11 protein-coding genes are annotated in these 12,137 nt (G+C 57.8%); 5 read left to right on the forward strand and 6 right to left on the reverse strand.

Features of this window, described 5'->3' with window-relative positions:
* Window positions 1-7 precede the first annotated feature (7 nt).
* The 6 genes from tauD to mmuP form a co-directional block, all read right to left on the reverse strand.
* Window positions 8-856, reverse strand: a complete 849-nt coding sequence (tauD, locus tag INF77_RS00155; protein ID WP_041911116.1) for a taurine dioxygenase — start codon at window positions 854-856, stop codon at window positions 8-10.
* Entirely contained in the window at window positions 853-1,680 is an 828-nt protein-coding gene (tauC, locus tag INF77_RS00160; RefSeq protein ID WP_193532777.1) for a taurine ABC transporter permease TauC, read from the reverse strand. Before tauC ends, tauD begins: the two co-directional genes overlap by 4 nt.
* Window positions 1,677-2,444, reverse strand: coding sequence for a taurine ABC transporter ATP-binding subunit (gene tauB, locus INF77_RS00165; RefSeq protein WP_048957570.1), 768 nt, complete (start codon window positions 2,442-2,444; stop codon window positions 1,677-1,679). Before tauB ends, tauC begins: the two co-directional genes overlap by 4 nt.
* 10 nt (window positions 2,445-2,454) lie before the next feature.
* A complete protein-coding gene (gene tauA / locus INF77_RS00170; protein ID WP_193532778.1) occupies window positions 2,455-3,417 on the reverse strand; it encodes a taurine ABC transporter substrate-binding protein in 963 nt (320 codons plus the stop codon).
* A 174-nt stretch (window positions 3,418-3,591) separates the two neighbouring features.
* Window positions 3,592-4,524, reverse strand: coding sequence for a homocysteine S-methyltransferase (gene mmuM / locus INF77_RS00175; protein ID WP_193532779.1), 933 nt, complete (start codon window positions 4,522-4,524; stop codon window positions 3,592-3,594).
* Entirely contained in the window at window positions 4,511-5,911 is a 1,401-nt protein-coding gene (gene mmuP / locus INF77_RS00180; protein WP_193532780.1) for an S-methylmethionine permease, read from the reverse strand. Before mmuP ends, mmuM begins: the two co-directional genes overlap by 14 nt.
* Window positions 5,912-6,248: 337 nt before the next feature.
* Here mmuP and INF77_RS00185 point away from each other — a divergent pair, with 337 nt between their 5' ends.
* The 5 genes from INF77_RS00185 (at window position 6,249) to INF77_RS00205 (ending at window position 12,128) form a co-directional block, all read left to right on the forward strand.
* Window positions 6,249-7,358 (forward strand): AI-2E family transporter, encoded by a 1,110-nt coding sequence (locus INF77_RS00185; RefSeq protein WP_047367583.1) that lies wholly within the window; start codon window positions 6,249-6,251, stop codon window positions 7,356-7,358.
* Between the two features lie 119 nt (window positions 7,359-7,477).
* A complete protein-coding gene (locus INF77_RS00190; RefSeq protein WP_088205249.1) occupies window positions 7,478-9,262 on the forward strand; it encodes a diguanylate cyclase in 1,785 nt (594 codons plus the stop codon).
* 310 nt (window positions 9,263-9,572) lie between these two features.
* The gene (locus tag INF77_RS00195) at window positions 9,573-10,646 is read left to right on the forward strand and encodes a catalase family peroxidase (protein ID WP_150142929.1); all 1,074 of its coding nucleotides are present in this window, start codon (window positions 9,573-9,575) and stop codon (window positions 10,644-10,646) included.
* On the forward strand, window positions 10,643-11,206 hold the full coding sequence (locus INF77_RS00200) for a cytochrome b (protein ID WP_193532781.1): 564 nt from the start codon (window positions 10,643-10,645) through the stop codon (window positions 11,204-11,206). Before INF77_RS00195 ends, INF77_RS00200 begins: the two co-directional genes overlap by 4 nt.
* Before the next feature lie 427 nt (window positions 11,207-11,633).
* A complete protein-coding gene (locus INF77_RS00205) occupies window positions 11,634-12,128 on the forward strand; it encodes a molybdopterin-dependent oxidoreductase (protein WP_028012099.1) in 495 nt (164 codons plus the stop codon).
* The last annotated feature ends 9 nt before the right edge of the window (window positions 12,129-12,137 follow it).

The raw sequence follows: 12,137 nt of genomic DNA on the forward strand, positions 1-12,137 counted from the left end.
TCCAGGATCAGGGGCGGTAAAACGGTTTATCGCCCAAAATTGTCGCCCGCTGCATAATCCTTCGCTGCGGCAGATAGTCCGCGTTGGCGTAGTGCTGCGTCACGCGGTTATCCCAGATCGCCAGGTCGTTCTCCTGCCAGCGCCAGCGCACCTGAAACTCCGGTTTAGTGATATGTGCGAACAGGAATCCCAGCAGCGCGTCGCTCTCTTTCTCCGTCACGTCCACAATGCGCGTCGTGAATCCTTCGTTCACGAACAGCGCCTGCTTGCCCGTGACCGGATGGGTGCGCACCACCGGGTGCAGCAGCGGCGGATGCTTCGCCACCGCTTCCAGCCAGCGCTGATGCTCCTCTTCGCTTTTACGGTACTTGTATTCCGGGAACGATTTTTTGAAGTCGTGCTCCGCCCGCAGGCCGCTCAGCAGCGTCCGGAACGGCGCAGAGAGCGCCTCAAACGCCGCAATCCCGCTCGCCCAGAGCGTATCGCCACCGGTCTCTGGCAGTAATTTTGCTGCCAGAATTGCCCCGGCGGGCGGCGTCTCTATAAAGGTGACGTCCGTGTGCCAGTTGTCGTTGTCAGGCGGGTTATCGTTGTGGGTATCCAGAACGATAATCTCCTCCACCCCTTCCGCATGCGGATAGACCGGGTGAATATGCAGGTCGCCAAAACGCAACGCCAGCGCGCGCTGCTGCTGCGGGGTGATCGCCTGCTCGCGAAGGAACACCACCTGATGGCGCAGCACCGCGTGGTACAGCTGCTCAAACTGGTTATCGCTCAGCGGGCGGGACACATCCAGGCCCGACACCTGCGCGCCAATGTACGGCCCCAGCGGGGTGATGGTCAGTCGTTCACTCATTGTATTTCTCCATGCCAGGGCGTCAGGCGGCGCTGTAGCGCGCGCAGCCCCAGTTCTAATCCGAAGGCGATCGCGGCAATTACCGCGATCCCTGCCAGCACCACGTCAGTCGCCAGGAACTCTCCCGCCGACTGAACCATAAACCCTAATCCTCGCGTGGCGGCGATCAGCTCTGCCGCCACCAGCGTGGACCAGCCCACGCCGAGGCCGATGCGCAGCCCGGTTAAAATCTCCGGCAGCGCGCCGGGTAGAATCACAAACAGCAGCACCTGCGTACGGCTGGCGCCCAGCGACTGCGCCGCACGAATGCGCACCTGCTGGGCACTCTTCACGCCCGCCAGCGCCGACATGGCAACCGGCGCGAAAATCGCCAGATAAATCAGCAGAATTTTCGACGTTTCGCCGATACCGAACCAGATCACCATCAGCGGCAAATAGGCCAGCGGCGGCACCGGGCGGTAAAGCTCAATCAGCGGGTCAAGGATGCCACGCACCGTCGGGCTTAGGCCCATCGCGATCCCGACCGGGATACCGATAACCACCGCCGCCAGCAGCGCCACCAGAATGCGCGTCAGGCTTGCGCCGAGATGCTGCCAGAGCGTAGCGTCCATAAAGCCCTGCGGCCCGGCGATGGAGATGAGTTTCGCCAGCACCTGTCCCGGCGGCGGCAGAAACAGCGGGCTGACCCACTGCTGGGCCGCAACCGCCCACCACGCTGCCAGCAGCACCAGCAGCGTGCCGACGCTCAACGTGAGCGGGCGCGAGAGCGGCCAGCGCAGCGCCGGACGCGTGCGGCGCGTTTTTTCACTAAAGACGATGCTCATGAGAAGGCCTCCCGCTGTTCGAACACGCGGCTTAAGACGTATTCACGCTGCTCAATAAACCGCGGATCGGATTTGATGCTGCGCACCGGCTCCCCGGCGACGTAGCGGCGGGCGAAATCCAGCGGCAGCCGCTCCAGCACGCGCCCCGGCCCCGGCGAGAGCAGCACCAGCTCGGTCGCCATAAACACCGCCTCTTCGATATCGTGGGTAATTAACAGCACCTGCTTGCCCGTCTCATGCCACAGGCGCAGCAGCAGAGTTTGCATCTGCTCGCGGGTAAAGGCGTCCAGCGCCCCGAACGGCTCGTCCAGCAGCAACAGCTGCGGATTCGCCGCCAGCGCGCGGGCGATCCCGACGCGCTGACGCTGGCCGCCGGAAAGCTGCCAGATAAAGCGTTTTTCCGCCCCTTCCAGCCCCACTTTTTTCAGCATCGCCCGCGCGGTTGCCAGCCGCTGTTCACGGTTCACACCCGCAAGCTGGAGCCCAAACGCCACGTTCTCCTGCACGTTGCGCCACGGAAGCAATCCTTCGTTCTGAAAGACCACGCCGCGCTCGGCGCCAGGGCCATCCACCTTTTTGCCTTCCAGTTGAATGGTGCCGTGCTGATACGGTACAAACCCGGCGATCAGATTCAGCAGCGTGGTTTTTCCGCAGCCGGACGGGCCGAGCACCACCAGCAGTTCACCGCTGCCCAGCGTCAGGTTGATGTCCTCCAGCGCGGGTTTACCACCGTAATCGGCATACAGGTTCGTGATGTTCAGCATGGCGGACTCCTTATTTCACAAAGCGGTCGGTGACGTACTGACTGTAATCCGCCGCGACCGCAGGCACTTTGCCCTGCTCTTTAAGGAAGGTGGCGGTATCTACAATCGCTTTGCTCACCGGCCCGTTTAGCTGCTGCACCTGCTGCGCGGGGGTCAGATAGGTATTGCCCCTCACCAGCCTCGGCACGTCCGCTTCCGGCACGCCGCTCAGGCGGGAGAGTTTTTCCAGGTTGGCGGGCTGCTTCAGCCACTCATCCGGGTTGCTGATGTACGGCTGCTGGGCGGCAATCGCGCTTTTGGCGAAGGCTTTCACCACCTCAGGATGTTTCTCGGCAAAGTCTTTGCGCACCACCCACACGTCGAGGGTCGGCGCGCCCCACTGGCCCACTTTCTCGGAGTCGGTCAGCACGGTGCCGTCTTTTTCCAGCTCGTTTACTGCCGGTGCCCACACGTAGGCCCCGTCAATATCCCCGCGCTGCCAGGCGGCGATAATCGCCGGCGGCTGAAGATTGATGATTTGCACCTGCCCCGGCTTGATGCCCCAGTGTTTGAGCGCCGCCAGCAGGCTGTAGTGGGTGGTGGAGATAAACGGCACGGCGATGCGTTTGCCGATCAGGTCTTCCGGTTTGGTGATGTTTTTCTTCACCACCAGCGCTTCGGAATTACCGAGCTGCGAGGCGAGGAGGAAAACCTCAATCGGTACCTGCTGGCTGGCCGCGACCGCCAGCGGGCTGGAGCCGATATTGCCAATCTGCACGTCGCCGGACGCTAACGCACGCACGACGGACGCGCCGCTGTCGAACTTGCGCCAGTCGACTTTCGCGCCGCTCTCCTTCGCAAAGGTATTGTCCGCCTGCGCAACCTTCGCCGGCTCAGCCGAGGTTTGATACGCGACGGTAACGTCCACCGCCTGCGCCTGAAATGCCCACAGCGCCAGCGCGCCGAGAAGTGTGATTCGCGATGAAATTGCCATAGTGCCTGCTCCCCTGTTGTTATGAGGGCAGTATTTCCGGCGCGGGAATTTTGATAAAGGAATAAAAAAGAATCGCTAATGACGATTCGTTTTTAGAAAAAAAGCGGGAAAGGATAGTTGATTTTGTGCGGTTGGTTTGTGCCGGGTGGCGCCTGCGCCTTACCCGGCACAAACTCAGCGCTGCGCGTTAAGCTCTGCAATATCCTTCGGCGTGGTGCGACAGCATCCGCCGATTAACTTCGCTCCCGCAGCCAGCCACTGCGGCAGATACCCCACCAGCGTCTCGCACGCTTCGCCGTGGTGGTGCCAGGTTTTGGTTACCGCATCATAATGCTCGCCCGAGTTCGGGTAGACCACCAGCGGCAGCGGCGTCAGGCTTTGCAACTGCTTCAGCGCCGCCGTGGTGTTTTCCAGCGCGATACAGTTGATGCCCAGCGCGACGACCTGCGGATAGTCCTGCAGAGAAGAAACCACCTCCCGCAGCGGCGTGCCGTCGCTCAGGTGCTCGCTGTCGCGCAGGGTGAAGGAGAACCACGCCCGCGCGCGGGGATATGCCGTCAGCAACGCGGCCAGCGCCTTTATTTCCGTGAACGACGGCAGCGTTTCGCAGGCCAGCAGGTCTGCACCCGCGTCCAGCAGCGCTTCCACGCGCGGGCGATGGAATTCTGTGAATTCTTCGGCACTGCGCACGTAGTCGCCGCGATACTCTGAGCCGTCTGCCAGATACGCGCCGTACGGCCCAACGGAGCCCGCTACCAGCAGCGTGCCCGCGTGCGGGTTTTCGGCCAGGTACGCTTCGCGCGCCTTACGCGCCAGCTCCACGCTTTTGCCAATCAGCGCGCGGGACTGCACCTCATCCAGACCGCGTGCCGCAAAGCCCGCAGGCGTGGCCTGGTAGCTGGCGGTGATCGCCACCTGCGCGCCCGCGCGGTAGTAATCAAGATGCACTTCACGGATAAGATCCGGGTTTTCCACCAGCACTTTGGCCGACCAGAGGCTGTCAGCAAGGTTACAGCCGCGCGCTTCCAGCTCCGTTGCCATTGCGCCATCCAGCACCACAAACGGCTGTTTTTCAAGGATGGCGGTAAGCGGATTATTCTGCGACATGTTCAGGCTCCTGCGATGTCATATTTCGGGTCAGGTAGTAGGCACCATAACACAGGGCGACGAACGGAAGCCCGCAATAAAGGGCAATGCGCTGGCTGGGGTCAAACCACAGGCCGACGCAGGCCACCACGCAGAGGATAAAACCGAGCACCGGCACCAGCGGATACCACGGCGCGCGGTACTGCAGCGCAGAGAGCGGCTGGCCGGACTGCAGATGACGGCGACGGAAAACGAAGTGCGACGCGCAGATGCTGATCCACACCGCCACCACCGCAAAGCCAGAAATGGCCGAGAGTGCGACAAACACCGAGTCCGGCGCCACCACGCTTGAGAACAGCGCCAGCACGCCGCCGAGCATGGAAACCGAGAGCGCCGTCAGCGGCACGCCGTTTTTGTTCACGCGGGCAAAGCAGCGCGGGAGCGTTTTCTCATTCGAGAGCGACCACAGCATGCGCCCGGAGGCGTACAGCCCGGAGTTCGCCGCCGAGAGGATCGCCGTCAGGATCACGAAGTTAAAAATATCAGCGGCATAAGGAATACCGACCTTTTCAAACACCAGCACGAACGGGCTTTTTTCCACGCCCGCCTGCTGCATCGGGATCAGCGCCGCCAGCACAAACACGGTGCCGATAAAGAAGATGATCAGCCGCGCGATGGTGGTGCGGATCGCAACCGGAATGACCTTGTGCGGATTTTCCGTTTCACCCGCCGCGATGCCGATAAGCTCGGTCCCGGAGAAGGCAAAGTTCACCGCCACCATGGTCATCAGGATCGGCAGGCCGCCGTGCGGGAACCAGCCCTCGGCGGTGAGGTTGCTTAAGCCCGGCGCGGGTGAACCGTCCTGCATCGGGATGAAACCAAAGACCGCCGCCCCGCCGAGGATGATAAAGGCGATGATGGTGATGACCTTCACCAGCGAGAACCAGAATTCCCCTTCGGCAAAGAAGCGCGTGGAGATGACGTTAAGGCCGAATATCACCACGCAAAAGACCACGCACCACGCCCAGACGGGCACCTGCGGGAACCAGTACTGCATGCAGAACCCGGCGGCGGTAAAGCTCGACCCGAGCGCCACCGTCCAGGTGAGCCAGTAGAGCCACGCCACGGTATAGCCCGTCGCCGGGCCGAGATAGCGGGCGGCATAGACGTGGAACGCGCCGGTTTCCGGCATCGCCACGGAGAGCTCACCCAAACACTGCATCACCAGCCAGACCACCAGCGCGCCGATCAGGTACGCCAGCAGCGTGCCCGCCGCCCCGGTCGTGGAAATGATGTAGCCGGTATTGAAGAATAACCCTGTCCCAATTACGCCGCCCAGCGAGAGCATTATCAGGTGGCGTGTTTTCATGGTGCGCTTAAGCTGTCCATTTTCTTGTTGTGTTTGCATATTACCTTCTATACGTATGGACATCTAAACATCCAAAGAAGGTGTTATACCGCGATTGTTAATAAAAAGCTAGATGACCAGACGTAAACGGGCACGTCGCGCGCTGAGTCTGGGGTGGGTTGTGAGGATCACATAAAGAATGGGACGCCAGGCCATAAGCACCTCCGCAAGCAGATACTAACAGCATGGTGCGGGAGCGTGCGATCTTCGGTCAGTCAAAAGTGCTATCCGTGAAGCGCAAATTCATACTGCGATATTGCTGAACTGGCCGCCGGGTTGGTAATTCTCGCAATCGGTTCTATAGTCGTCACAGTTTCTTAGTAACCAGGACTGACTGATGCGCTTTAACGGACTGACCAAAGGTTTCTTTATTTTTATTCTCGCCCTTGTGACCTGGGCCTTCTTCGACGTGCTGTCGCCCTACTTCTCCGCGATACTGTGGGCCGCTATTCTGACCGTCATTTTCAACCCGGTAAAAAACAAATTGCGTGCCGCGCTGGGGGATCGCAACGGGCTGGCCTCGCTGCTGACGATTGGCATTATCTGCCTGATCGTCTTTATCCCGCTGATGGTGATCCTCTCCTCGCTCGCCATCGAGCTGAACGTGGTTTACACGAAGCTTCAGGAGAACAACACCCAATTCCCAGAGGTAGTGGCGAGCATCTTCAACCACTTGCCGGACTGGGCCAGCGGCTTCCTGGCGGATCACAACCTGACCAACGCGGCGCAGATCCAGAAAAAACTCTCCGACGTTGCGCTGCAGGGCGGGCAGTATCTGGCAGGCAGCGCGTTCCTGATCGGCAAAGGCACGTTTGGTTTTGCGATTAGCTTCGGTATCATGCTTTATCTGCTGTTCTTCCTGCTGAAGGATGGACCGTATCTGGTACGCCAGATCCTCGACTCCCTGCCGCTGTCTGATTTTGTTAAACAGCACCTGTTCGCCAAGTTCGTCGGCGTCTCCCGGGCGACGGTGAAAGGGACGGCAGTGGTGGCCGTCGTTCAGGGCACGCTCGGCGGGATCGCGTTTGCCATCGTGGGCATCGACGGCAGCGTGCTCTGGGGCGCGCTGATGGCGTTCCTCTCGCTGGTTCCCGCCGTCGGCTCGGCGATTGTCTGGGTGCCAGCCGCCATTTACCTGTTCGCCACGCACCAGCTCTGGCAGGGGCTGTTTATTGTTGGCTTCTTCGTGATTATTGTCGGGCTGGTGGACAATATCCTGCGCCCGCTGCTGGTGGGGAAAGACACCAAAATGCCGGACTACCTGATTTTGATCACTACCCTCGGCGGTATGGAGCTGTACGGCATTAACGGCTTTGTGATTGGGCCGCTCATCGCCGCGCTGTTTATCGCCTGCTGGAACCTCTTCTCCGGCCGCGATCACGCGGGGAATGCCGAAGAGCTGGACGCCGAGTTCATCGAAGAGGGAAAAAACTCTCCAGATTTGTAGGGACGTGACGATAACGACCACATCAGGCGGCGCTGTGCCGCCTTTTTTTTCGCCTTAAATCATACGTTTTCTATAATTTGAAGAACGCCATCCTCTTTATGCGGTAAAAGGATCTCCAGGTGCGAATCGCGACAATAACCAACTGGGCCTACGGTGCCACGGTCTGCCTGACTATCGCCTCCGGCATTATCATGCTGATGGCCTCTGGTGCTGACACCGCCGAACGTCAGGCCATTGAACTACGTCAAAATTTTGATGAGCTTACAGAAAATATTGAAACCGACGCCTGGAAACAGTCCGATTTAGCGCGCCTGTATGTCATCAAAAAAAATCCGCAAATCCTGGATGAGTACAATGCGTCAGAGAAAAAACTGAAGAGCATCGAGCTGAAGCTGGAGAAACTGCAGGACACCGGCGCTTCAGATGACGAGCTGGCCCTGCTGCATGATGGTTTAAAAATCATTGATGCACTGCAGGATGAGCAGCAGGCGGCACTGACGAGCGCGGCCCGGGGTGAAGATGCGCAGGCCGTTGCCCTGCTCTATGGCATGCCCTACGAGCAGGAGCTTGAGCGCGCACAAACCCAAATCGATCGCTTTCGCCAGATACTCGACAAACGTGTCATTGCCTCCGTGCGGGAGGCGACGAAAAAATCGAAAGCGCTGCGCACGGCTTCTGAAGTGATGGTTGGCCTGACCGCCCTGCTGTTCTTGTTTGTGCTCGGCTTTATATTAAAACGCCGCGTGCTGCGCCCGGTGGTACGCCTGAGCGACGTGGTTCACCGTCTGGCCTCTCAGGACTTCGCCGTTGAAACGCCCAACTTTAACCAGATTGATGAGATTGGCGATATGGCCCAGGCCATCCGCATCTTTCGTGAAAACGGCCTTGCGCGACAGCGTCTGGAAAAAGAGCGTGACGCCGACTGGGCCATCCGCGAGCTGCTGGCGCGCATGACGCAGCGGCTGCAGGGGTGTGAAAACTTTGACGATGTGATCAACGTGGCGGAGCTGTTTGCGCCCAATATCGCGCCGGGGATAGCGGGCCGGCTCTACGTTTTTGACCGCGATCCGTGGCAAATGCGCTGCGTCGCCCAGTGGCTTTCACCGGCAGATGATGAGGCCACGTTCCACCCCGATGCGTGCTGGGCCGTGCGTCGCGGTCAGAGCCATCCGCCGGTTAACGGTGAACCGGATGTCGCCTGCTATCATCTCCCGGAATCACAGGCGGAAAGCGCGCTGTGCGTACCGCTTATCGCCCAGGGCGAGGCCATTGGGTTGCTCTCGTTCCAGAACATCACCCCGGAAAATGCTCCTGCACGCGCGTATCTGGAACTGATGGCCGAGGCGCTCGGACTGGCGCTGGCGAATCAGCGCCTGCGCGACGCGCTGCTGGAAAAAGCCTTGTTTGACCCGCTTACCGGCCTGCGTAATCGTCATCATCTGGAAGACACCCTGCACACGCAAATGACGCAGGCCATGCGCAACGGCGAGCCGTTAAGCTGCATGATGATCGACATCGATCACTTTAAAAGCATTAACGACCGCTTCGGTCACGAGGCCGGCGATCAGGTAATCAAAAACGTGGCGACGATTGTTCAGCGAGCCGCGCACGACGGCGGGCTGGCATTCCGCTACGGGGGCGAGGAGTTTCTGGTTCTGCTTCCCGGGGCCGGTGAAGCAGAAGCGCACGCCTGCGCGCAGAAGATTTACAACGGCGTGCATGCGCTATCGCTTCGCTACGGGCTGACCGAGATTGGGCCGGTGGATGTGTCGATTGGTATCGCCAGCTATCCAGAGCATGCTCAAAGTGACAACCTGCTGCGCGCCGCGGACGTGGCACTGTACCGGGCGAAAGAGCTGGGACGCTCGCGAATTGTGAGTTTTGGGATGCTGGAGGCGGGCTAGACCGCCCGCCGGGTGGCGAACGCGAAAATATCTGGCATCAAAAAATTATAAACTTTTCGTGATATTCTTTTTTAATAAAGTTTACCTTATATACTCTTCTCAGAGCGTAAAACGCACGTTATAAAAATAGTGGCTTTTCAGTCTATTATTCTTTAGCGCGTCTATAATCGCCTCATCATAAAAATATCCTCTGGCATATTACCGCGATTATAAAAAAATAATCGCCTCAACTTTATCCCTGTATTAATGCGTGGCTCGCAGATGTTCGTGCGCGTGTCAGGCATTATTCTTTCACACTGGAAAAACGTCTATGTCTAATGTGGATTTACGATCCAAAAAATCCTGGGTAGCGCTGGCCATCATCGCCGCGATCGTGGGCGCGATAGCATCCGCATTTGCGTGGACGGCGGGTTGGATCGGTTCTCGCACCACCAGTCAGGCATTAGTCTCGGAAACACCAACGCCGTTTCCTCCCGGATTTCGCCGGGCACATGGCAAAGGAATGTGTTTTACGGGAAACTTCATTCCAGCCGGTTCAGCAACGTCTTTGTCAACCGCGCGCCTTTTTTCCCAGCAGCACACCCCTGTTGTCGGACGGTTTTCCATCGGCACTGGCGACCCCCACGCGGCGGATAGCTCAACGAAAACCCTGAGCATGGCCCTGATGTTCAGAACAGACGATAACCAGCAGTGGCGTATGGCGATGAACAACGAACCCTTCTTTGCGACCCGGGACCCTGAAGGATTTCTGGCGCTGCACCAGGCAACCGCGCCAGACCCGGCCACCGGCAAGCCGGATCCACAGCGCCTCGCGGCATTCTTAAAAGCCTATCCGGAAGCAGAGAAATACCTCAAATGGGCGGCACAAAAGCCCGCCCCCGGGAGCTTTGCCGGCGCAACGTTCTACAGCATTAACGCCTTTTACCTCGTGGACGGTCTCGGAAATCGCCAGGCGGTACGCTGGATGATGCGCCCGCACGATCCTTTTGTGTCGCTGAGCGAGGAGCAGCGCCAGAAGGCCGATCGCAACATCATGTTCGAGGGCGTCAGCCAGAGGCTTGCTCAGAAGCCTCTCTACTGGGATTTTGTTCTGCAACTCGCCCAGCCGGGCGATCCGGTGGATGACCCTTCCCGGCCGTGGCCTAACGATCGCAGGCAGATCGTGGCCGGTACGCTGGAAGTGGTGCGCGTCGAAGCCCAGGCTGACGGTCCGTGCCGCGACGTTAACTTCGACCCCTCGACGGTTCCTTCGGGTGTGAACGTGTCTGACGATCCGGTGTTAAACGCGCGTTCTGCCGCGTATTCACACTCCTTTAGTCGCCGGGAACGGGAAATTGGTTACGGCAAAGCCACCGAAGCTGTTGAAAAGCAGGAGGTAAAATGAACCCGAATCAAGAACACGGAAAAGCGCCGCAGCATTTCAACGCCCTGGCAAGAGGACTACACTGGCTAATGGCGGCGATGATTCTGGCCATGCTGTTTATTGGTACCGCAATGATGACGACGCTTCATCACCGGATTGCGCTTATCGACCTGCATCGCCCTCTGGGGATTGCCATATTACTGCTGGCGCTGCTCCGTCTGGTGAACCGACTTCGTAGCAAGACGCCCCGGCTGCCTGCTGATTTACCCTTCTGGCAACTGCTTGCGGCTAAAGCGTCGCACTGGCTGCTGTATGCGCTCATGCTGGCAATGCCATTTTTGGGCTGGGCGCAGCTGTCGGCAGCAGGCTTGCCCGTCGTCATGTTCGAGGGATTTAATCTCCCACCGATTTTGCCAGTAAGCCCAACCCTTTTCGCCTGGTGTCACGATGCGCATAGCCTTCTGGCAAAACTCCTTTTTGCCGTGGTGCTATTACATATTTCTGCTGCATTAGTACATGCCTGGATCTACCGGGATAGCGTTTTTGCCAGCATGACGAAAAGCGGCAACCAGAAAAATTAAATAAAAAAAAGGCCTTTTTATCCGCTCTCGAATAAAAAATCGCCGGAGTGTGATAATTAAACGGCACAATTAGCGCGACATATAAATTGGCGAAAAATAACCAGGCGTCGTTGTCCCGGTAACCTGCAGTCTGGGGCATCCGACGTTATGGTTAGCAACGCTGCCCAGGCGATGCCTCGTGCGCGTCAATAAAAAACGATCGTTTTTTAGCCGAAAGCGACTTTATTCACATAATGGTCGCGTACTTAAAAAAAGAAGCACTCCCAGTGCTGTAAAACCCGCTCGCACCAAACCACTTCAACTCGATGATTTTAAAACATTTTCCTGCAACGCATATCCAAAAACGGTAGCGTCTCAACAAAATACATAAACTAGTAGGATAACTAAATTATAATTCATATACTTCTGTGCAAAAGTGGAGGCCATAATGCGATTAATCCTAATGCTGGTATGCTGTCTGGTTCAGAGTTTAGCCTGGGCGGGTGAACTGCCGAAACCCGCCGGAAAACCCATTTTGACGATTTACGGGAATATAGAAAATACTAACGAAGATGGAAAAGCAGTGTTTGATCTCGCAAGCCTTGAAAAACTCGGGATGGTGAGTTTCGAGACGACATCTCCCTGGTATACGGGCAGGACGAAGTTTGAGGGGGTTCCAATGAACAAACTCATGGATTATGTTGGAGCAAAGGGTTCTGTCGTTAATGTTATTGCCCTTAACGATTACGCTACCGCTATTCCTCTCAGCGATTTTAAGAAATATAACGCTATTCTTGCCTTAAAGATTAATGGCGAATATATGCGTATCCGCGATAAAGGCCCATCATTCATTGTATACCCTTATGACAGTCTTCCTGAGTTGAATAATCAAATTTATTACTCGCGTTCAGCATGGCAGGTTAGCAAAATGAAGATTGAATAGCAGTCAGGA

This window comes from Enterobacter cloacae complex sp. P1B, assembly GCF_014982345.1.
Classification (GTDB): Bacteria; Pseudomonadota; Gammaproteobacteria; order Enterobacterales; family Enterobacteriaceae; genus Enterobacter; species Enterobacter bugandensis.

Coding starts and splice junctions, on each gene's coding strand:
- mmuP (WP_193532780.1), bottom strand. CDS start 5,911: ATGCAAACACAACAAGAAAATGGACAGCTTAAGCGCACCATGAAAACA.
- INF77_RS00205 (WP_028012099.1), top strand. CDS start 11,634: ATGCGATTAATCCTAATGCTGGTATGCTGTCTGGTTCAGAGTTTAGCC.
- mmuM (WP_193532779.1), bottom strand. CDS start 4,524: ATGTCGCAGAATAATCCGCTTACCGCCATCCTTGAAAAACAGCCGTTT.
- tauD (WP_041911116.1), bottom strand. CDS start 856: ATGAGTGAACGACTGACCATCACCCCGCTGGGGCCGTACATTGGCGCG.
- INF77_RS00195 (WP_150142929.1), top strand. CDS start 9,573: ATGTCTAATGTGGATTTACGATCCAAAAAATCCTGGGTAGCGCTGGCC.
- tauC (WP_193532777.1), bottom strand. CDS start 1,680: ATGAGCATCGTCTTTAGTGAAAAAACGCGCCGCACGCGTCCGGCGCTG.
- tauA (WP_193532778.1), bottom strand. CDS start 3,417: ATGGCAATTTCATCGCGAATCACACTTCTCGGCGCGCTGGCGCTGTGG.
- INF77_RS00185 (WP_047367583.1), top strand. CDS start 6,249: ATGCGCTTTAACGGACTGACCAAAGGTTTCTTTATTTTTATTCTCGCC.
- INF77_RS00200 (WP_193532781.1), top strand. CDS start 10,643: ATGAACCCGAATCAAGAACACGGAAAAGCGCCGCAGCATTTCAACGCC.
- tauB (WP_048957570.1), bottom strand. CDS start 2,444: ATGCTGAACATCACGAACCTGTATGCCGATTACGGTGGTAAACCCGCG.